The following is a 17,740-nucleotide window of genomic DNA, read 5'->3' on the forward strand; positions in this document are numbered from 1 at the left end:
CTTGGCGCGCACGATAGCGGCGGAGTCGTTAGCGGTGACGGCGCGGGCTTCGATGGCGGCGGCAGCGCCGGCACCGTCGAGGCGGTCCATGTTGGCTTCGGTGGCGTGGCCGGCGTTGGCGCCTTTGATGACTACGTCGTGGGTGTCTTCTTTATCGACTTCATCCCAACTCAGCATTGAAAATACTCCTTCCTGGTCCGTTCTGACGGCGTGGGTGACTGCTGTTCACCGCGTTCAAAAATGTTCTACTTGCAGGCTTCAAGGCATTGAAATACTGCACGCAGTGTGGTCTGTCTTTGACGGCGCCGCACACTATGTAGTGGTGATTAGTTGGTGTTGGCACACTATATGGTGTTTACCTAGGGTGGTCAACGCGTAGAAAGTACGGTCTTGAGCGGCTGGCAAACCCTTTGTTGGATATAAAGCCGGGTGTCGATCGAGATCATCAAGATGGAACGGGCGTTTTAGCCCGCTTGTTGCCACTGGCCAACCGTCTCGGCACTGATGCTTACACCGCCGCAGACGATGATCACCACGTCCTGCGCCTCGGCAATCGCCGGGTGATCCAGATAAGCCACCGCCAGCGACACCCCGCATGCGGGCTCCACCAACTGGCGCAGGTCATCGGCGTAACGAGCAACGCCCATCATCGCCTCGGAATCGCTCAGCACCACGCATTGATGGGGGAAACCCTGGATATGCTCAACCGGCCACCCCGCAACCTGCGTGGCGGCGAGGGACTTGGCGATGGTGTCGATTTTCGCCAGTCGCACGGGATGCCCGGCGTCCACGGCGGCGGCAAACGACGCGGCGCCCTGGGTCTCGCAAGCGATGACCTTGCAGTCATAACGCTCGTGGCGTTCTAGCCCCACCAACACACCTGCCAGCAACCCGCCGCCGCCCACGGAAGTGACAATGGCATCAACCTGGGGGCAATCCTCAAGAATCTCGTCGACCATGCTGCTATGGCCTTCCCACAGCAGCGGGTGATCGAAGGCCGGCACATACAGCGCATCCGGCGCTTCGGCCAGTTGCAGCGCCAGCTGATTGGACTCATCCCAAAGATCACCGTGCACCACCACTTCAGCGCCGGCCCGCTGGATACGTGCGCGGGTCGCCTGCGGTGTCGTCGTTGGCACCACGATTCGCGCGTGTAAACCCAACCCTCGTGCCGCCACCGCCGTCGCCAACCCGGCATTGCCGCCGGACGGGCAGACCACTGTCGTCTTGCCCTGGCTGGCGGCGTAGGCACAGAGGGTGTTCATCCCCCGCAACTTGAACGAGCCGCAGGGTTGCAGGTTTTCCAGCTTGAGCCAGATCCGCCGGCTGGGTGTGGAGAGGCCTGGGTGCAGAATCAATGGGGTACGAATCGGCAGCATTGCGCAATTTCCTTATTGGTAGGCCTTCCATCATAAGGGTGGCAGCCCCGCAGCGTATATCTGACTGCGTGCGGTGCTAGCTTGATCCGACGTGGGCAAGGGTCTAATGGCGAACAGCGGACCGACTAGAAATCAGCAATAAACTGCACCCCCCCGACCACCGCACTGTTGGTTTCCTTCAACCCGCCCGGGTATTTCACGTATTGCAGGTTGGGTCGCACCATCAGCCATTTGGTCGCCTGCACGCCGTAGTTGATCTCGTAGCTGTACTCCCGGCGTTGCTCGGGAACGTACAACGGGTCGTCCATGGAGCTCACACCGTTGCGGGCGTTGAGCATTTGCGTGTTGCGGGTGTAGTCGTTGCTGACCGTAAGCTTTGAGGCACCGATGCCTAAGGTGTCGTCTGGGCGTGAATCAAACGGGCCACGGTAGATCATGCCGACCTGGATCAGGCTCTTGATCACGCTTTTGTCGGGATCGTTGACGGTCAGGTTGGCGAACACATTGAGGCCACGCTTGGCGTTGCCGTCGACCGTGGTCAACTGCTGCTGGCCCGACAGCCACCAGCCGTCATTGCTTGAGTACATGCGGTAAGGCTTGTTGCTGTCGGCGGCGTAGTTGCCGTCGGCGTCCTTGAGCATGCCCTTGGCATCGGCGTTGGCGTAGTAGTAACCGGCGTGGTACTCGGAATTGAGGCCGGCGATCTGGCCTTTCCAGATGGCTTCGATGGGAAAACTGGTGCCCTGGGAGCCGCTGATAAAGGGTTTGAAACCGTTGCTGGCCTCGGCGTTGCCTGGGTTTTTGTCGTAGGCGCCGACCTGTAGGGCGAACTCGTCGGTGAACTGGTACTTGGCCCGTACCGCCCACTGGCTGATGGGGAAGCTGTTCCACACGCCGTTCCAGTTACCTTCCTGGGAGCCGCACAGGGTCACGTTCTGGAACTCGCAGGGGAACTGGTCGAAGTCTTCGCCGTGGCCGAAGCGGCCGAGTTTCAGGGCGAACTTGCGGTCGAAGAATTTCTGCTCGTACCAGAACTGTGACAGCCGCCAGGCATTGCCGCCGCCGAACACTTCCATGGTCGAGGTCAGGCCGGTGGCGTCGGGGTGATGCACGCGGTCGTTGGTGATGTCCTTGCCGTGGCGCTCGCCGATGCCAATGCGAAAGGTCGCGTCCTGCCAGCCGAGGAGTTTTTGCAGGTCCATGGTCACGCCGAGGATCAGTTGATCGCTCCAGCGCGCGGTCATGTGGGAGTCGTAGCCGCCGCCCAGGTTGGAGCCGACTTCGCCGACGTACTTGAGGGTGAAGTCGTAGCCTTTTTCCGCCAGTTCCGGGCGCAGGCCGTTCCAGTCGCCGAGCATGGCGGGTGAGTTGGAATCGAGAAAGCCGGTGCTCACGGCGCTGGTGGAAAAGGCGCCGCATAACAGGGCCAGGGGGAGGGTGTTGCGCATGGAGTGCTCCTTGGTTTTGTTTTTTATTAGGGGTGTTGCTCAAATTTTGTGGCGAGCGGGCTTGCCCGCGTTGGGCTGCGCAGCAGCCCCGAGGTCTTTCGATGAGGTATGTCTGAAAGAGTGTGGCGATTTTATTGGGGCTGCTACGCAGCCCAACGCGGCGGTGCGGCGATCTGACAAGCCCGCTCGCCACAACAGGCCCGGTGACCCGAGGTAAAGGTGAGTGCTTACTGCAAGTTAACGAACAGCCCGCCATCCACCAGCAGCGATGCACCGGTCACATAACGCGCCATGTCCGAGGCCAGGAACACGATCGGCCCGGCGACATCGTCTGGTTCACCCAGGCGGCCCAAGGGTGTGCGCGACGTCATGTACGCCAGCTTTTCCTCGTCGGCCAAATCTTCCTTGTTGATGTCGGTGGCGATGGTCCCCGGTAACACCGAATTACAGCGAATGCCATACGGCCCCAGGGCAATGGCGCAGGACTGCATCAACGAATGCAGCCCGGCCTTGGTTGGCGTGTAGTGGGTTTGCATGCCGCCGCCCACCAGGGCGCTGATGGAACTGACGGCAATGATCGCGCCGCCCTTGCCCTGGTTTTTCATTTGGTTGGCCGCCGCCTGCACGGCGAAGTAGGCGCCGTTGAGGTTGGTGTTGACGGTCTTCAGGTACACCTCGCGAGGCATGTCGAGGAAGGAGTGGAACGGGCAGATCCCGGCGTTGTTGACGAACACGTCGACACTGCCAAAAGCCTTGACCGCGCCGGCCACCAGCTTGTCGCCGGTGTCTGGGTCTGCTGCGTCGGCGCCCACTTCAATGGCTTGACCGTCGAATGCCAGGATCTCTTCGATCAGCGAATAGGCCGCTTCAGTGCCCTGGCTGCTGCCGCTGTGGCCGATCACCACGCGGGCGCCCTGGCGCGCACATTCACGAGCGGCGGCGCGGCCGATGCCACGGGAGGCGCCGGTGATGATCACGGTTTTGTCTGCTAACAACATGGAAAGACTCCTTGAAAAATAAGTGGCTTCAGCCGAGGTAGTTGCCGTAACCGACCATGGCGATGGCGCCGAGAATCACCGCAATCCCGGCCACCAATACGCCCTTGTTGGTGGCGCTGGTGCCGTGCCATTCACGGAAATACAGGCCCCAGCAGTTGGAGACGATGATGATGAACGACATGTGCAGCACCCACGAACTGGCGTCGTTCTGCAGGCGGCTTTCGCCCATGCCGTAGAAGAAAAACTGCAAAAACCACAACGTCCCGGCGCAGGCCACCAACAGATAGTTGCGCAGCAGCGGGGTGCTGCGGTCGGTGTAGTTGTGGAAGGTGCGGTTGTGCCAGTTCAGCCACAGGCACCAGATACCGTTGGTGGTCAGGCCGCCCCACATGATCACCATAAAGGTCACGTTGTTCTGGAACAGGCTGTTGGCGCCATGCTCCACCGCTGCTGCGGCCAAGGGACGACCGGCGGAAATGCCGTAGCTGAAGCAGGCGCTCAGCACCCCGGAAATCACGGCGACCAGCATGCCCTTGCCCAGGGAGAACTCGCTGACACTGGCGAACTTCACTGCCTGGGAAACTTCGCGCTCCTTGATCAGCCCGGCCTTGCCGCACACTGCGATGCCGATCAGCGATACCGCCACGCCCCACAGCACCCAATGCCCGCCCTGTGAGGCGAGCATTGAGGTCAGGGTGCCTTCGGTCTCGTTGGTAAACACATCGCGGTACAGCGCCGGCATCAAGGCGCCAAGGGCCGAGGTCAGGCCCATGATCAATGACATCCCCAAAGACAACCCCAGGTAGCGCATGGTCAGGCCGAAGGTCAGCCCGCCGATGCCCCAGAGCACGCCGAACATATAGGTCCAGAGCAGGGTGCTGGAGTCCGCCTGACGGAGGATATCGACCCAGCCGGGCACGGTCAGTTGCGCGGCAATCAACGGCACGATCAGCCAGGACACCAGGCCGCCGGTGATCCAGTAGCTTTCCCAGGCCCAGCCGCGGACCTTCTTGTAGGGAATGTAGAAACTGCCGGAGGCGAAGCCGCCAATGAAGTGCAGAATCACACCGAAGAGAATGATTTCCACGTGTTCGAATCCTTTTTATTGTTGTTGTGAGTAGGTGAATCAGCCGGGCGCAAGGCTGAACATCGGCAGCAAGTCCACGCTGATGGGCGAGGCGTCCGGGTGGCTGGGCATGATGTCTTGCATGTACTGCCACCAGCGCTGCATCAGCGCGGTGCCGGGCAACTCATCCAGGCCATGGGTATCCTCGTGGGTCAGTACCGCGAACAGCGCGTTACTTGGCTCATCGAGGAAAATCCGGTAATCCGCCACGCCGGCATCGCGCAGGGCCTGGGCCAGTTCCGGCCAAACCTGCTCGTGGCGCAGCCGGTACTCAGCGGCCTGGCCCGGATTAAGGTTCATGCGAAAGGCGCGGGTCTGCATCAGAGACCTCCACGGGGTGGCGTGGGGCTGTAGATTCGCAACGCGTTATGCAAGAAAAATTTGCCCTGCACAGCCTGTGGTTTGTCGGCCATGCAGGCCTTCACCAGGCCCAGGGTGGTGGCGAAGTCAGCCAGGTGATTGCTGTTGGGCCAATCGCTGCCAAAGAAGCAGCGGTCTTCGCCAAACGCTTCCCACAACACGGCCAGGCGATCGTTGTAGAAGGCCGTATCGAGGATCAAGCCTTGCGGCCCGACCTGGGGGATTTCCGCCAGTTTGGCGAACACATTGGGACGTTCTGCCAGGCGCAGCAGGTCGGCGCGGTACGCCGCTTCCTTACCCGGCGGCACACTTGCATTGGGCAGGTGATCGACGATGATCCGCAGTTGCGGCAGTGCATCGCTCACGTGCAGCAGGCCCTTGATCAGTCGGGGGTCGGGGTTGGCGCTGTCCAGGCTGCGCCCGCAGTCGGCCAGCCGGCGCAGGCCGTCGATAAAACCGGGACGGGTCTGATCCAGAAGCAAATCCCGGCCCCACAGGTTGCCGTAACGCAGGCCGCGGAACAGCCTCTCATGTTCCAGCGCCGCGAGGTCGGCGGCGAACTGTGCATGCAGGGGGTCGAGGTTGCCGACAAAACCCAGCATCCGCGCATCGCTGCGCAAGGTCTCCAGCAGCCAGCGGTTGTCGTCGCGCCAGGGGCTGGCTTCCACCGCTACCGCACAGATCACATTGTGTTCAGCCGCCAGGGTCCAATAGTCCACGGGCAAATGCGCGGCATACAGCCGGTTACCCGGCTCGGGCCACGGAATGCCTTGAGGGCGGTGCGGATCGAACAGGTGCAGATGGCTGTCGATGATCGGGCCGCTGTAGAGGTTGGCAATGGTCATTGCGCAATCCTTGTCGGAAGAGTTGTTGTAAGAATTGTCGTAAGGCCCCGCACGCTACCGTGCAAGGGCCCGTTGCACCACCTCAGCTCTGCAGGTACACCACATGGGTATGGGTGTACTCATACAGGCCGTGCTTGCCGTCGGCGCCGCCGATCCCGGACTTGCGCACGCCGGCATGGAAGCCCTGCATCGCTTCGAAATTTTCGCGGTTGACGTAGGTTTCGCCAAAGTCGAGCTCGCGCACCGCATGCATCGCCTGGCCCAGGTCGCGGGTGTAGATCGACGAAGTCAGGCCGTAGTCGCAGTCATTGGCCATGGCGATGGCTTCGTCGAGGTCGTCGACGATCTGGATCGGCAGCACCGGGCCGAAGATTTCTTCGCGCATAATTTCCATGTCGGCGCGGCAACCGGCCAATACCGTCGGCTGGAAGTGGAAGCCTTGCCCCAGGTCGGCAATCTGCCCGCCGCTGACCAGTGTGGCGCCTTGGCTCAGGGCCGTGCGCACCTTGCGGTTGACGCTGTCCAGGCCCTGGCGGTTGATCAGCGGGCCCATCTCCACATCGGACTGGGCGATAGGGTCGCCGTAGCGTGTAGCGGACATTGCGGCGCTGATGCGTTCGATAAACTGGTCGGCGACCTTGCGCTCCACGTACACCCGCTCGGCGCAGTTGCACACCTGGCCGCTGTTGATGATTCGCGAGTCGCGAATGGCTTTGACCGCCAGATCAAGGTTGGCATCGGCCAGAACAATGGCCGGCGCCTTGCCACCCAGTTCCAGGTTGAGCTTGGTGATGTTCGGCGCGGCAGCGACCATGATCCGCGAACCGGTGGCGACGCTGCCGGTGAAGCTGATCATGTCCACGCCTTTGTGGGCGGTCAGTGCGCCGCCAACGCTGCCGTCGCCGCAAACCACGTTGAACACGCCAGCAGGCAGGTCGGTTTCGGCCACCAGTTTGGCGAACTCAAAGCAGTTGTTCGGAGTTTCTTCGCTGGGCTTGATGACGATGGTGTTGCCGGTCAGCAGCGCCGGGGCCATCTTGCGGGCGATCAAAAAGAACGGGAAGTTCCACGGCAGAATGCCGGCCACCACGCCTAGGGGCTTGCGGAACAGAAAGATATTTTCGTTGGGCCGATCGCTGGTGATGATCTCGCCTTCTATCCGTCGCGCCCATTCGGCCATGTAGTCGAGGTAATCGGCGGTGAAGTTGACTTCCACTTCCGCCAGGCCCGTGACCTTCCCCTGCTCCAGGGTGATGGTGCGGGCCAGGTGGGCGACGTTTTCCCGCAACTTGGCAGCGATGCGGCGCAGGTGCCCGGCGCGTTCGATGGCCGGTTTGCGCGCCCAGTCTTTCTGCGCGTTACGGGCGGCGGCAAGGGCGCGGTCGACGTCTTCGGCGGTAGACGCCGGGACCTTCGACAGCAGCGCGCCGGTAGCGGGGTTGAGCACATCCAGATGGGCAGCGCTGGCAGTGAACTGGCCGTTGATGAAGTTCTGGTACACGGGAACGGATGACATGGGCAGGTTCCTTAGTAAGTGCGCGACGGCGCTTTGGCGTCGGCGGCAGGGCGGTAGCGGGCGAGGGTGGTCATCGCGCTCTGGCGCAACAGGCTGATGTCGATGGCCACTGCAATGAACTGGCAACCCCAGGCTTGATAGCGGCGGGCGTCCTCTTCGTTGGGGGCGAGAATGCCGCAGGCCTTGCCGGCGGCGAGCGTTGCATTGACAGCATGCTGGATACGCTCCTGCACTTGGGGGTGGCCGGGATTGCCGGCGTGACCGAGGCCGATGGACAGGTCGGCCGGGCCGATAAACACCGCATCCACACCTTCGACGGAGGCAATCGCCTCGACGTTTTCCACGCCCAGCCGCGACTCCACCTGGACAATCAGGCATAGCTGTTCATGGGCGGTGTTGAGGTAGTCGGCCACACCATCCCAGCGCGTGGCGCGGGTCAGGCCACCGCCGACACCGCGAATGCCGTGGGGGGGATAACGCATGGCACGCACCAGGGCCTGGGCCTGCTCGGCGGTTTCCACCATGGGGATCATCAGGGTCTGGGCGCCGACGTCCAGCAACTGCTTGATCAGGCTGGTATCGCCACTGACCGCCCGCACCACCGGCGCAGTGCCGTAGGGTGCCACGGCCTGGAGTTGGGACAGTACGCTGGGCACGGTGTTGGGGGCGTGCTCGCCGTCGACCAGCATCCAGTCATAGCCTGTGCTGGCGACGATTTCCGCCGCGTAGGCCGTGGCGAAACCGGCCCAGATGCCATATTGCGGCGCGTCTTTAAGCAGCGCAGCCTTGAACGTGTTGTGGGGCATATTCATGACGGTCTCCCTTAGCGGTTGTAGGGTCTGTGAAGCACGCAATCAGGATTGAGGTCGACGCCAAAACCCGGCTTATCCAGCACCGACAAGCGCATGCGGCCATTGACCGGCACCGGCTCACCCAGCAGTTGCGGGTGGAACATCGGCACCACTTCGTCTGCCTTGGGTGCCATCATCAGGAACTCGGCGAACGGGCTGTTATGGCGGGTGGCGACGAAGTGGTAGCTGTAGACCGACGAGCCGTGCGGTACCACCATGGCGTTGTGGGCATCGGCCAGGGCGGAAATTTTCACCAGTTCGGTAAGGCCGCCGCACCAGCCGACGTCCGGCTGGATAATGTCGCAGCAGCCCATTTCCAGGAGCATGCGGAAACCCCAGCGGGTGGCCTCGTGTTCGCCAGTGGTCACCAGCATGCCTTTGGGCACGTTGTTGCGCAGGGCCGCGTAGCCCCAGTAATCGTCAGGTGACAGCGCTTCTTCGATCCATTTCAAACCGTACTTGTGGGCACCGACTGCCAGCTTGGTGGCGTAGTTGAGGTCCAGGCTCATCCAGCAATCGAGCATCAGCCAGAAGTCCGGGCCGACCCGCTCGCGCATGGTTGCCAGCTCTTCAAGGTTCTTGCGCAGGCCCTCTTCACCTTCGGCCGGGCCGTGGTGCAGGGGCATCTTGCCGCCGATAAAGCCCATCTTCTGCGCCAGGTCCGGGCGGGCGCCGGTGGCGTAGAACTGCAACTCGTCACGCACGGCGCCGCCGAGCAACTGGTGCACCGGTTCCTGGCGGATCTTGCCGAGCAAGTCCCACAGCGCCAGGTCAACGCCAGAGATCGTATTGATCACCAGGCCCTTGCGACCGTAGTAGAGGGTCGACTGGTACATCTGGTCCCAGATCTTTTCGATGTCAGTGACCCGTGCGCCTTCAAGGAAACGTGCCAGGTGCTTTTCGACGATATAGGCGGCGGGCTCACCGCCGGTGGTCACGGCAAAACCGACCGTGCCATCACTGGCTTCGACCTCCACCACCAGGGTGCCGAGCACGTTAATCCCGAAGCTGCGGCGGCTCTGGCGGTACTCGGGGTATTTGCTCATTGGCGTCGAGATGTGGTCGTCGATCCAGTGGCCGTCCGCCTGGTCGTGATAATCCGCGCCGCCGCCGCGCAGTACAAAGGCGCGCACGTGTTTGATGGTGATGTTGCCCATGGTGTGACTCCTGGAATTAAACAGTGGCCGGCGTGTTCGACGCTTTATGGCCGGGTGAATGGATGCCCAGTACCAGCAACGCAGCCAGTACTGTGGTGGCGGACAGCAGGTAGAGACCGGCCGCCGGGGAATGGAAGGCGCTTTCTGCCCAGTTTTTCAGCACCGGGGCGATAAACCCGCCCAGCGCTCCGAAGGAGTTGATCAGCGCAATGCCGGCGGCTGCGGCGCTGCCGGCCAAGTAGCTGGAAGGGAAGGTCCAGAACACCGGCTGCACGGCGATAAATCCCGAGGCGGCGAAACACAGGGCGAGCATGCCCAACAGCGGGTTGCTGAACGTTACCGAACAGGCGATGCCGGCGGCGGCCATCAATAACGTCAGGGACGCGGTGCGACGGCGCTCACCGGTACGGTCGGAATAACCGGGGATCCACCAGGCGGCAAATAGCGCGCAGACCCAGGGAATTGCCGATACCAAGCCGACCATCAGCCCGACCTTGGTGCCGAGCAAGCCGGCGACCTGGGTCGGCAGGTAAAACACCACGCCGTACACGCTGGCCTGGATCAGCAGGTAGACCAGGCACAGGTACAACACCGATGGCTGGCACAACACGTTGAGGAGGCTGCGGCCGTGGGAGGATTTGTCTTGGTCTTCGCGGTCCAGCAGGTCCTGGACCTGGCGGCGTTCATCAACGGTCAGCCATTTGGCGTCGGCGGGACGATTGTCCAGGTACCAATAGGCCCACACACCCACCACGCTGGCCATCAGGCCTTCCACGGCGAACAACCATTGCCAGCCGTGCATACCGGCGAAACCGTCCATCTCCAGCAGTAAACCGGACAACGGGCTGCCGAAGATAAACGCCAGCGGCGCACCAAAGTAGAAGAAACCCATGGCCTTGCCGCGCACGGCCTGGGGGAACCAGTAGGTGAGGTAAAGAATCACGCCGGGGAAGAATCCGGCTTCGGCTATGCCCAGTAAAAAGCGCAACACATAGAAGCTGGTTTCGTTATGGGCGAAAACCATGGCCGCCGACACCAGGCCCCAACTGACCATGATCCGGCACATCCACAGGCGGGCACCGACGCGATGCAGGATCAGGTTGCTTGGTACTTCCAGCAACGCATAACCGACAAAAAACACCCCGGCGCCAAAGGCGAAGGCGGCATCACTGAGACCGGTGTCGGCCTGGAAGGCTTGTTTGGCGAACCCGACGTTGGCGCGGTCGAGGAAAGCCATGATGTACATCAGCAGCAGGAAGGGCAGCAGCCGCCAGGAAATCTTGGCGAGCAGGGGCGCGGGCAGGGTGGTCATCGTAAAGTCCTTTTGTGAGGCTTTGTTCTTATGGGGCGGACTGTACGGCGGCCGAGCAATGCGCTACAAATCGAATCTAGCTCACAAGCGATACCTTAAGGTTATCGATAACAAGGAAAAAAATGAGTAGCCCCACCATTTCTCGCAGCCTGTTCAACCGCCTGCGTTACAAGCATCTGCATATGCTGGTGGCCTTGAGTTCCAGCCAGAACCTGCACCGTGCCTCTCAAACCCTGAACATGTCGCAACCGGCGGCGACCCGCATGCTGCGCGAGATCGAAGACATGTTTGCGTGCGATCTTTTCGAGCGTTTGCCCCGAGGCATGCGGCCCACCGCGCTGGGTAAGGAGCTGATTCGTTTTGCTGAATCCGCCCTCAGCGGCCTGGACCGCTGCGCCGAGGACTTGATGGCGCGCCAGCAGGGCGGCTACGGCTATCTGTCGATTGGCACGATCATGGGCGCTGCGCCGGATCTGGTGATGAACTCAATCGCGCAGATCAAGGCACTCAACCCGCAACTGCGGATTCGCATCATGGGTGACACCAGCGACCAGGTGATCCAGTTGCTGGAACAGGGTCGCATCGACCTGGCCATCGCCCGGCGAAACGCCGCCACTGACAGCGAGCATTACACCTTCGAGCCCCTGGGCAACGAACGGCTGTTGGTGGTGGTGCATGCCGGCCATCCCCTGGTCCAGCGCGAACATCTGCCGCTGGCGGAGCTGGTCAGCGACTGGCCGTGGATCCTGCAACCGGAAACCAGCCCGGCGCGCATCGGCTTCGACCAGGCCTTGCAGCATCTGGCCTTGCCGCTACCGGCGGACATCATCGAATGCAGTTCGGTGTACTCGATGCAGCAGCTGATTCAACTTACCGACGCAATCATGGTCCTCTCGGAAAGTGCCCTGCGTGACTACCTGAAAATGGGCCTGGTGGTGGCGCTGCCGGTGGAACTGGAGGTGCAGCTTGAGCCATTTGGGCTACTGCTGCGCAAGGGGGAGCCGGTGAGTCGGGAGTTGGGGCTGTTTATTGATTTGCTCAGGCAAAAGGCGGCGCTGCTCGATACCCGCCTTTTGTAGGCGCGAGGGGTTTGGCAAAAAGAACATGGTGCGTCGCAGGGATATTAATTAGAATTAATCTCATTTGAGATTAACTCGCGCCGCGCAGGTTTGTTTGCCATGAATGATGCAGTAAGGCCAATGCCCGTCGCAGAGCCCAGCCTTCACAGTTTGTACCGCGACCACCGCAGTTGGCTGGAAAGCTGGTTGCGGCGCCGGCTGGGCAATGCCTGGGATGCGGCCGACCTCAGTCAGGACACGTTCCTGCGGGTGCTGGCCAGCGCCCAGCCGATTGCGCAACTTCAGGAGCCTCGGGCCTATCTGGTCACGGTGGGCAAGCGCCTGCTGGTCAATTTCCATCAGCGCCGCAGCCTGGAACAGGCCTACTTGAATGCCCTGGCGCGCTTGCCGCAAGACTGTGTGCCGTCGCCCGAACAGCGCTGGCTGCTGCTGGAAACCCTGCACGCCCTGGATGAGTTGCTCGACGGCTTGCCCCCGGCTGTGCGTCGGGCGTTTCTCTGGAGCCAACTAGAAGGCCTGGGTTATCGCGAGATTGCCGAGCGGCTCAAGGTCTCGGAACGCACGGTCAAGCGCTATATGGCCCAGGCGTATGAGCATTGCCTGTTGGTGGAACTGTGAGTCGCAGCGGGCCGTCGCCCGAAGCGCGCCAGGTCGCCCGGGCTGCCGCGCAGTGGCTGGCGTTGCTGGAGTCGGGCAGCGCCACCGAGCGTGATCATGCCGGGCTGCAACAATGGCGAGACAGCCACACCCGCCATGAACAGGCCTGGCAAAAGGCGCAGTTGCTGCGCCAACGCTTTGCCCAATTACCCCAGGCGCTGGCCATGGCCAGCCTGGATCGACCGCAACCGGGCCGGCGCGCGGTGCTCAAGCGTGCCTTGGGCGTGGCGGCACTGGTGCCGGCGGTGTGGTTGCTCAGCCGGCAATTGCCCATCGACGTCTGGCGTGCCGACCTGCACACCGCCACGGGCGAGCGCAAACAAGTTCCGCTGGCCGACGGCAGCAGTCTGCAACTCAATACCGCCAGCGCAGTGGACGTGGACCTGGCCCAGCGCCGCCTGACACTGGTGGATGGCGAGTTGGCGCTGACGGTACCGGGCAAAGCGCCGTTGACCGTGCAGACTCGCTACGGCCAGGTCATCGTCAGTCAGGCCGAGGTCTGTGTGCGGCAGTTGCCTGATGGATGCCAGGTGTCGGTGCTCAAGGGCGCGGTTCAGGTGCGCGATGGTCGCGGGCAAGTCGCAACCTTGCAAGGCGGCCAACAAGCGCGACTGCAAAGCACCGGCCTTGGCCCGATGAGTCCGTTCGACGCCCTGCAACTGGGCTGGCGCGACGGAGTGCTGACTGCGCAGAACCAGCCGTTGGGCGACTTCCTGCGCGAACTCGAACGTTATCGACCCGGCGTGCTGCGCTGGGCCCCGAGCCTGGAAACCCTGCGAGTCACCGGCAGCTTTCGCCTGGAAGACACCGATCGCATTCTTAGCCTCCTGGCCTCGACCCTGGCTCTGGAGGTTCATTCGCGCACGCGTTATTGGGTCACATTGACGCCCCGCAAAAAACTGGCCTGAGGTGTTTGTTGTGGCGAGCGGGCTTGCCACAACCGTGTTCGGCTTAATTAATTGAAAAGACCGTGTCCCCTTTTTTCGCGTCGCTTGTCATCCAAGGCAAGTGAACGAAAACAGAGAGCCTTTTAAATGCCCGTCGTCCCGCCATCGCTGTTGCGCCTGAGTCTTGTGCTGAGCCTGAGTGCCAGCCCGTTGTTTGTTCCTGTGAGCTGGGCCGAGGACGCGGCCCGGCGCAGTTATGAGGTGCCGGCCGGCAGCCTGGGCACGGCGCTGACCCGCTTCGCCGGGCTGGCTGGGGTCAACCTTTCGGTGGACCCGGCCCTGGTGAGCGGTCGCAACAGCGCCGGGATCTCCGGTGAATTTGCCGTTGAGGAAGGCTTCGCCCGCTTGCTCCAGGGTTCCGGCCTGCAATTGCAGGCGGTGGGTGATCGCTCCTACACCTTGATCCCTGCGCCGCAAAGCGGCAGCTACCAACTGCCCGCTACTTCAATTCTTGGTATCGCTGCCACGCCAGTGGCTGAAACCTATGCCGGTGACCAAGTCACCCGCAAAGGTGCCCAAGGTATGTTGGGGGAGGCTGACTTTTTGGACACGCCTTTCAACCTCACTTCCTACACCGCCAAAGCTGTGAAAAACCTGCAGGCGCGCACCCTTGGCGAGATGGTTGCCAGCGACCCGTCGGTGCGCATCACTAACCCGGCGGGCGGGCGCTTTGAGCAGTTTTCGGTACGCGGTTTTAGCCTGTTCAACAGTGATGTGTCCTACGGTGGCCTGTACGGCGTGCTGCCGACCTACGCCATCGACATGGAAATGGTCGAGCGCGTCGACATCCTCAAAGGCCCCGGTGCCTTGCTCGGCGGCATCGCCCCGCGGGGCAGCGTTGGCGGCAATATCAATATTGAACCTAAGCGCGCGACCGACGCACCGATCACCGAATTTACCGGTAGCTATGCCTCGGCCGGGCAGTTCGGCGGCGCAGTGGATATCGGCCGGCGCTTCGGTGAAGAGCAGCAATTTGGCGTGCGTTTCAACGGCGTGAAGCAATCCGGTGATACCGAGTGGGATCACCAGAGCGTGGATCGGGAAATGGCCGTGATCGGCCTGGACTTTCGCAAGGAGCGGGTGCGCTTGTCCCTCGACCTGGGCCGCCAGGAACGCACCGCCGACGCACCGCAGGAGCGGGTCGAAATCGCCAAGGGCAGCGTGATGCCCAAGGCCGAGGACATCCGCCGCAACTTCGCCCAGTCCTGGACCTGGTCCCACACCAAGGACACCTTTGGCGCGGTACGCGGTGAGTTTGACGTGAATGATTCGCTGATGGTCTACGCCTCGGCGGGGGCGCGTAAAGGCAACTACGACTTCCTGCGCCATGGGGTGCAGAGTACCCAGAGCAACGGCGATTTTACCGTCGTGCCGCGCAGTTTTCGCCGCGATGAAGACGTCAAGACCGTCACCGTCGGCGCCCGCAGCTGGTTCAATACGGGGGCTGTGGGACACACCATCAACGTCAGCCTGAACCGCTTCAACATGGACTTCGACAATGCCGGCGAGCGCTATACCCCCGGCAAGAGCAACCTCTACAACCCGGTTGTATTGCCCAAGCCCGGCAAGGCCGTGCGCTGGGACACCAGCACCCACACCGAAGACCGTTTCACCAGCCTGGCCCTGGCCGATACCCTCAGCTTTCTCGATGACCGTGTACTGCTGACGCTGGGCGCACGCTTGCAAAAGGTCGAGGTGACGTCCTGGAGCAACGGGGTGAAGGACCAACCGGAATATGACGAGCAAGCGCTGTCGCCAGCCCTCGGGCTGGTGGTGAAAATCACTGATCAGTTCTCGCTTTACAGCAATTACATGGAAGGTTTGAGCCAGGGCGAAACGGCACCGTCAAGCGGGGTGAACAACGAAAACGCGATCTTCGCGCCCACTAAAAGCAAACAGGTGGAAGTCGGCGCCAAGTACGATATGGGCAGCTTCGGGATGACCGCCAGCGTGTTCCGCATCAATCAACCGGCGTACGGTATCGACGAGCAAAACAACTTCAAGCCTAACGGCGAGTTGCGCAACCAAGGCGTTGAGTTGACGGTGTTTGGCGAACCCATTGAGCATGTCCGATTACTGGGTGGTGTGATGCTGCTGGACAGCGAGCAAACCAAAACCGCCAAGGGCCAGACCGACGGCAAGCGCGGCACCGGCTCCCCGGTGGCCAACGTCAACCTTGGCGCCGAATGGGACATCCAACACCTGCAAGGCCTGACCCTGACTGCCCGCGCCATCCACACCGGCTCGCAATACCTGGACGCGGCCAACCAGCAAAAAATCGACAGCTGGGAACGCTACGACCTTGGAGCGCGCTACACCTTCAAAGTCGACGACAAACCGATCACCGTGCGCGCCACGGTCGAGAACGTATTGAACACTACTTACTGGGCCTCGGCCGCCACCTCATCCGACAGCGCCCCTGGCTTGACCCTATCAACGCCGCGTACCTGGCTGGTGTCGGCAACGGTAGGGTTCTGATCGCTGCTACGAGACGGTGCGCATTCTTTAGATCACATGCGCCCGCTGCAACTCGGTCAGGGACAACACCTTGAGCCGAGCCAGCAGCGGGTCTCGCCGATCCCTCGGATGAGCCAACTCCACCGCCAACTCCTGGCGAATGCTGCTGGGCCGGTTGTCCATCACCAGCACCCGATCACTCAGGTACAGCGCCTCGTCCACATCGTGAGTCACCAGCAGCAGGGCGATGGCGTGGTGTTCGGCCAGTTGCAATAACAGGTCCTGCAATTTCATGCGGGTGAAGGCATCCACTGCGCTGAACGGCTCGTCCAGCAATAGCACCTGCGGGCGTGAATACAGGCCGCGGGCGATGGCAACCCGCTGGGCCATGCCGCCGGACAACGCCTTGGGCAAGGCTTGCGCAAAGCCATTCAGGCCCACCTCATCGATTAACTGAGCGACCCAGGCCTTGTCGTAATGACCGTCATCGCTAAAGCCAATGTTTTGTTCCACCGTCAGCCACGGCATCAACCGTGGCTCCTGGAATACAAACGCCACTTCGCCGCCGCTGCTACGCAGTTCGCCCTGGAAGTCCTTTTCCAGGCCGGCGACTATCCGCAGTAAGGTGCTTTTGCCACAGCCGCTGGGGCCCAGCAGGCTCACGGTTTCCCGAGGCTGCAAGGTCAGGTGGACGTTGGTCAGCACAGTGGTGGCGCCGAAGGTTTTACGCTCGACGCGAATATCCAATAACGCTTCACTCATGGCTTAATCCCCTGGGCCTTGGCCGTTGAAGGTGTCGCGCCAGGCCAGGCAGCGTTTTTCCAGGGCGGCCAGCAGGCCGTCACTGATCTTGCCCAGCAACGCCAGGACTATGATCGCCGCCAGCACAATATCTGGCCGTGACGTTTCCCGCCCATCACTGAGCAGGTAACCCAAGCCCTTGGTTGCCGCGATCAATTCAGCCGCCACCAGAAACATCCAGGCCAGGCTCAGGCCGCTGCGCAAGCCAGTGAACAGGCCGGGCAGGGCGGCCGGCAACAGCACTCGCCGCACCAGGCGTCGGCGGCTGAAGCCATACATCTGCCCGACTTCCACCAGCTTGCGGTCGATATCGCGAATCGCCGCGACGCCGTTCAGGTACACCGGGAAGAACGCGCCGATGGCGATCAGTACGATCTTCGAGGTCTCGTCGATGCCCAGCCACAGTAACAACAGCGGCACCCAGGCCAGGCTCGGAATCGAGCGCAGGCCGGCGAAAGTAGGCTCCAGATAGGCTTCGGCTTCGCGGCTCAAACCGACCCAGGCGGCAAACACCAGGGCCAGACTGGCGCCGATGGCGAACCCCAGCAATACCCGAAGCAGGCTGGCACTGATGTGTTTCCACAAGGCGCCTTCGGCCAGGTCCGTCAGGGTCACGGCGATTTCACTGGGCGCCGGCATCTGGTAAGACGGCAGCCAGCCAATGCGCACGATCACCTCCAGCAACGCGATGATCAGCACCGGCAACGCCAGGCCCTTGAGCCGCCGTGGCCAGGCGCTGCGGTTGAGTGGTTGCGCTGTGGCCAGGGCCAGGCCGACAGGCAGGGATTTGCTTTTGCTGGTCATCAC

The 17,740-nt window shown here is 62.0% G+C and carries 16 protein-coding genes and 1 pseudogene; 4 read left to right on the forward strand and 13 right to left on the reverse strand.

The window, feature by feature from the left end; genetic code table 11:
• From FQ182_RS25455 to FQ182_RS25505, 11 genes and pseudogenes are all read right to left on the reverse strand, one after another.
• Nucleotides 1-177, reverse strand: a pseudogene (locus FQ182_RS25455) (ribonucleotide-diphosphate reductase subunit beta); the annotation flags it as partial.
• A gap of 287 nt (nt 178-464) precedes the next feature.
• Nucleotides 465-1,379 (reverse strand): pyridoxal-phosphate dependent enzyme, encoded by a 915-nt coding sequence (locus FQ182_RS25460; RefSeq protein ID WP_149414514.1) that lies wholly within the window; start codon nt 1,377-1,379, stop codon nt 465-467.
• A gap of 125 nt (nt 1,380-1,504) precedes the next feature.
• Nucleotides 1,505-2,827 (reverse strand): carbohydrate porin, encoded by a 1,323-nt coding sequence (locus tag FQ182_RS25465; protein ID WP_149414513.1) that lies wholly within the window; start codon nt 2,825-2,827, stop codon nt 1,505-1,507.
• A 227-nt stretch (nt 2,828-3,054) separates the two neighbouring features.
• Nucleotides 3,055-3,825, reverse strand: coding sequence for an SDR family NAD(P)-dependent oxidoreductase (locus FQ182_RS25470; protein WP_149414512.1), 771 nt, complete (start codon nt 3,823-3,825; stop codon nt 3,055-3,057).
• 28 nt (nt 3,826-3,853) lie between these two features.
• Nucleotides 3,854-4,912: an L-rhamnose/proton symporter RhaT gene (gene rhaT / locus FQ182_RS25475; RefSeq protein WP_149414511.1), complete on the reverse strand. Its 1,059-nt coding sequence runs from the start codon at nt 4,910-4,912 to the stop codon at nt 3,854-3,856.
• Between the two features lie 39 nt (nt 4,913-4,951).
• Nucleotides 4,952-5,272, reverse strand: a complete 321-nt coding sequence (rhaM, locus tag FQ182_RS25480) for an L-rhamnose mutarotase (RefSeq protein WP_149414510.1) — start codon at nt 5,270-5,272, stop codon at nt 4,952-4,954.
• Complete coding sequence (locus tag FQ182_RS25485; RefSeq protein ID WP_149414509.1) at nt 5,272-6,156, reverse strand: amidohydrolase; 885 nt, start codon at nt 6,154-6,156, stop codon at nt 5,272-5,274. The genes rhaM and FQ182_RS25485 overlap by 1 nt, the downstream gene beginning before the upstream one ends.
• Nucleotides 6,157-6,238: 82 nt before the next feature.
• On the reverse strand, nt 6,239-7,672 hold the full coding sequence (gene aldA, locus FQ182_RS25490; protein ID WP_149414508.1) for an aldehyde dehydrogenase: 1,434 nt from the start codon (nt 7,670-7,672) through the stop codon (nt 6,239-6,241).
• A gap of 11 nt (nt 7,673-7,683) precedes the next feature.
• Nucleotides 7,684-8,484, reverse strand: a complete 801-nt coding sequence (locus tag FQ182_RS25495) for an HpcH/HpaI aldolase/citrate lyase family protein (protein WP_149414507.1) — start codon at nt 8,482-8,484, stop codon at nt 7,684-7,686.
• A gap of 11 nt (nt 8,485-8,495) precedes the next feature.
• Entirely contained in the window at nt 8,496-9,680 is a 1,185-nt protein-coding gene (gene rhmD, locus FQ182_RS25500; RefSeq protein WP_149414506.1) for an L-rhamnonate dehydratase, read from the reverse strand.
• Between the two features lie 16 nt (nt 9,681-9,696).
• On the reverse strand, nt 9,697-10,992 hold the full coding sequence (locus FQ182_RS25505) for an MFS transporter (RefSeq protein ID WP_149414505.1): 1,296 nt from the start codon (nt 10,990-10,992) through the stop codon (nt 9,697-9,699).
• A gap of 122 nt (nt 10,993-11,114) precedes the next feature.
• On the opposite strand from FQ182_RS25505, the gene FQ182_RS25510 reads away from it, so the two are divergent.
• From FQ182_RS25510 to FQ182_RS25525, 4 genes are all read left to right on the forward strand, one after another.
• Nucleotides 11,115-12,071, forward strand: coding sequence for a LysR family transcriptional regulator (locus FQ182_RS25510; RefSeq protein WP_149414504.1), 957 nt, complete (start codon nt 11,115-11,117; stop codon nt 12,069-12,071).
• Between the two features lie 99 nt (nt 12,072-12,170).
• Complete coding sequence (locus FQ182_RS25515; RefSeq protein ID WP_149414503.1) at nt 12,171-12,689, forward strand: sigma-70 family RNA polymerase sigma factor; 519 nt, start codon at nt 12,171-12,173, stop codon at nt 12,687-12,689.
• Nucleotides 12,686-13,636 (forward strand): FecR domain-containing protein, encoded by a 951-nt coding sequence (locus tag FQ182_RS25520; protein WP_149414502.1) that lies wholly within the window; start codon nt 12,686-12,688, stop codon nt 13,634-13,636. Before FQ182_RS25515 ends, FQ182_RS25520 begins: the two co-directional genes overlap by 4 nt.
• Nucleotides 13,637-13,762: 126 nt before the next feature.
• A complete protein-coding gene (locus FQ182_RS25525) occupies nt 13,763-16,153 on the forward strand; it encodes a TonB-dependent receptor (RefSeq protein WP_149414501.1) in 2,391 nt (796 codons plus the stop codon).
• Between the two features lie 27 nt (nt 16,154-16,180).
• On the opposite strand, the gene FQ182_RS25530 is transcribed toward FQ182_RS25525, so the two are convergent.
• Both FQ182_RS25530 and FQ182_RS25535 read right to left on the reverse strand, forming a co-directional pair.
• Nucleotides 16,181-16,894 (reverse strand): ABC transporter ATP-binding protein, encoded by a 714-nt coding sequence (locus FQ182_RS25530; RefSeq protein WP_149414500.1) that lies wholly within the window; start codon nt 16,892-16,894, stop codon nt 16,181-16,183.
• Between the two features lie 3 nt (nt 16,895-16,897).
• Nucleotides 16,898-17,737, reverse strand: coding sequence for an ABC transporter permease (locus FQ182_RS25535; protein ID WP_149414499.1), 840 nt, complete (start codon nt 17,735-17,737; stop codon nt 16,898-16,900).
• Between the last annotated feature and the right edge of the window lie 3 nt (nt 17,738-17,740).

Source organism: Pseudomonas sp. ANT_H4 (assembly GCF_008369295.1).
Lineage (GTDB): Bacteria > Pseudomonadota > Gammaproteobacteria > Pseudomonadales > Pseudomonadaceae > Aquipseudomonas.

What these genes read in the sequence shown, in the direction of transcription:
- FQ182_RS25460 (WP_149414514.1), bottom strand. Translation starts at nt 1,379, where the DNA reads ATGCTGCCGATTCGTACCCCATTGATTCTGCACCCAGGCCTCTCCACA.
- FQ182_RS25465 (WP_149414513.1), bottom strand. Translation starts at nt 2,827, where the DNA reads ATGCGCAACACCCTCCCCCTGGCCCTGTTATGCGGCGCCTTTTCCACC.
- FQ182_RS25470 (WP_149414512.1), bottom strand. Translation starts at nt 3,825, where the DNA reads ATGTTGTTAGCAGACAAAACCGTGATCATCACCGGCGCCTCCCGTGGC.
- rhaM (WP_149414510.1), bottom strand. Translation starts at nt 5,272, where the DNA reads ATGCAGACCCGCGCCTTTCGCATGAACCTTAATCCGGGCCAGGCCGCT.
- FQ182_RS25485 (WP_149414509.1), bottom strand. Translation starts at nt 6,156, where the DNA reads ATGACCATTGCCAACCTCTACAGCGGCCCGATCATCGACAGCCATCTG.
- aldA (WP_149414508.1), bottom strand. Translation starts at nt 7,672, where the DNA reads ATGTCATCCGTTCCCGTGTACCAGAACTTCATCAACGGCCAGTTCACT.
- FQ182_RS25495 (WP_149414507.1), bottom strand. Translation starts at nt 8,484, where the DNA reads ATGAATATGCCCCACAACACGTTCAAGGCTGCGCTGCTTAAAGACGCG.
- rhmD (WP_149414506.1), bottom strand. Translation starts at nt 9,680, where the DNA reads ATGGGCAACATCACCATCAAACACGTGCGCGCCTTTGTACTGCGCGGC.
- FQ182_RS25505 (WP_149414505.1), bottom strand. Translation starts at nt 10,992, where the DNA reads ATGACCACCCTGCCCGCGCCCCTGCTCGCCAAGATTTCCTGGCGGCTG.
- FQ182_RS25510 (WP_149414504.1), top strand. Translation starts at nt 11,115, where the DNA reads ATGAGTAGCCCCACCATTTCTCGCAGCCTGTTCAACCGCCTGCGTTAC.
- FQ182_RS25515 (WP_149414503.1), top strand. Translation starts at nt 12,171, where the DNA reads ATGAATGATGCAGTAAGGCCAATGCCCGTCGCAGAGCCCAGCCTTCAC.
- FQ182_RS25525 (WP_149414501.1), top strand. Translation starts at nt 13,763, where the DNA reads ATGCCCGTCGTCCCGCCATCGCTGTTGCGCCTGAGTCTTGTGCTGAGC.
- FQ182_RS25530 (WP_149414500.1), bottom strand. Translation starts at nt 16,894, where the DNA reads ATGAGTGAAGCGTTATTGGATATTCGCGTCGAGCGTAAAACCTTCGGC.
- FQ182_RS25535 (WP_149414499.1), bottom strand. Translation starts at nt 17,737, where the DNA reads ATGACCAGCAAAAGCAAATCCCTGCCTGTCGGCCTGGCCCTGGCCACA.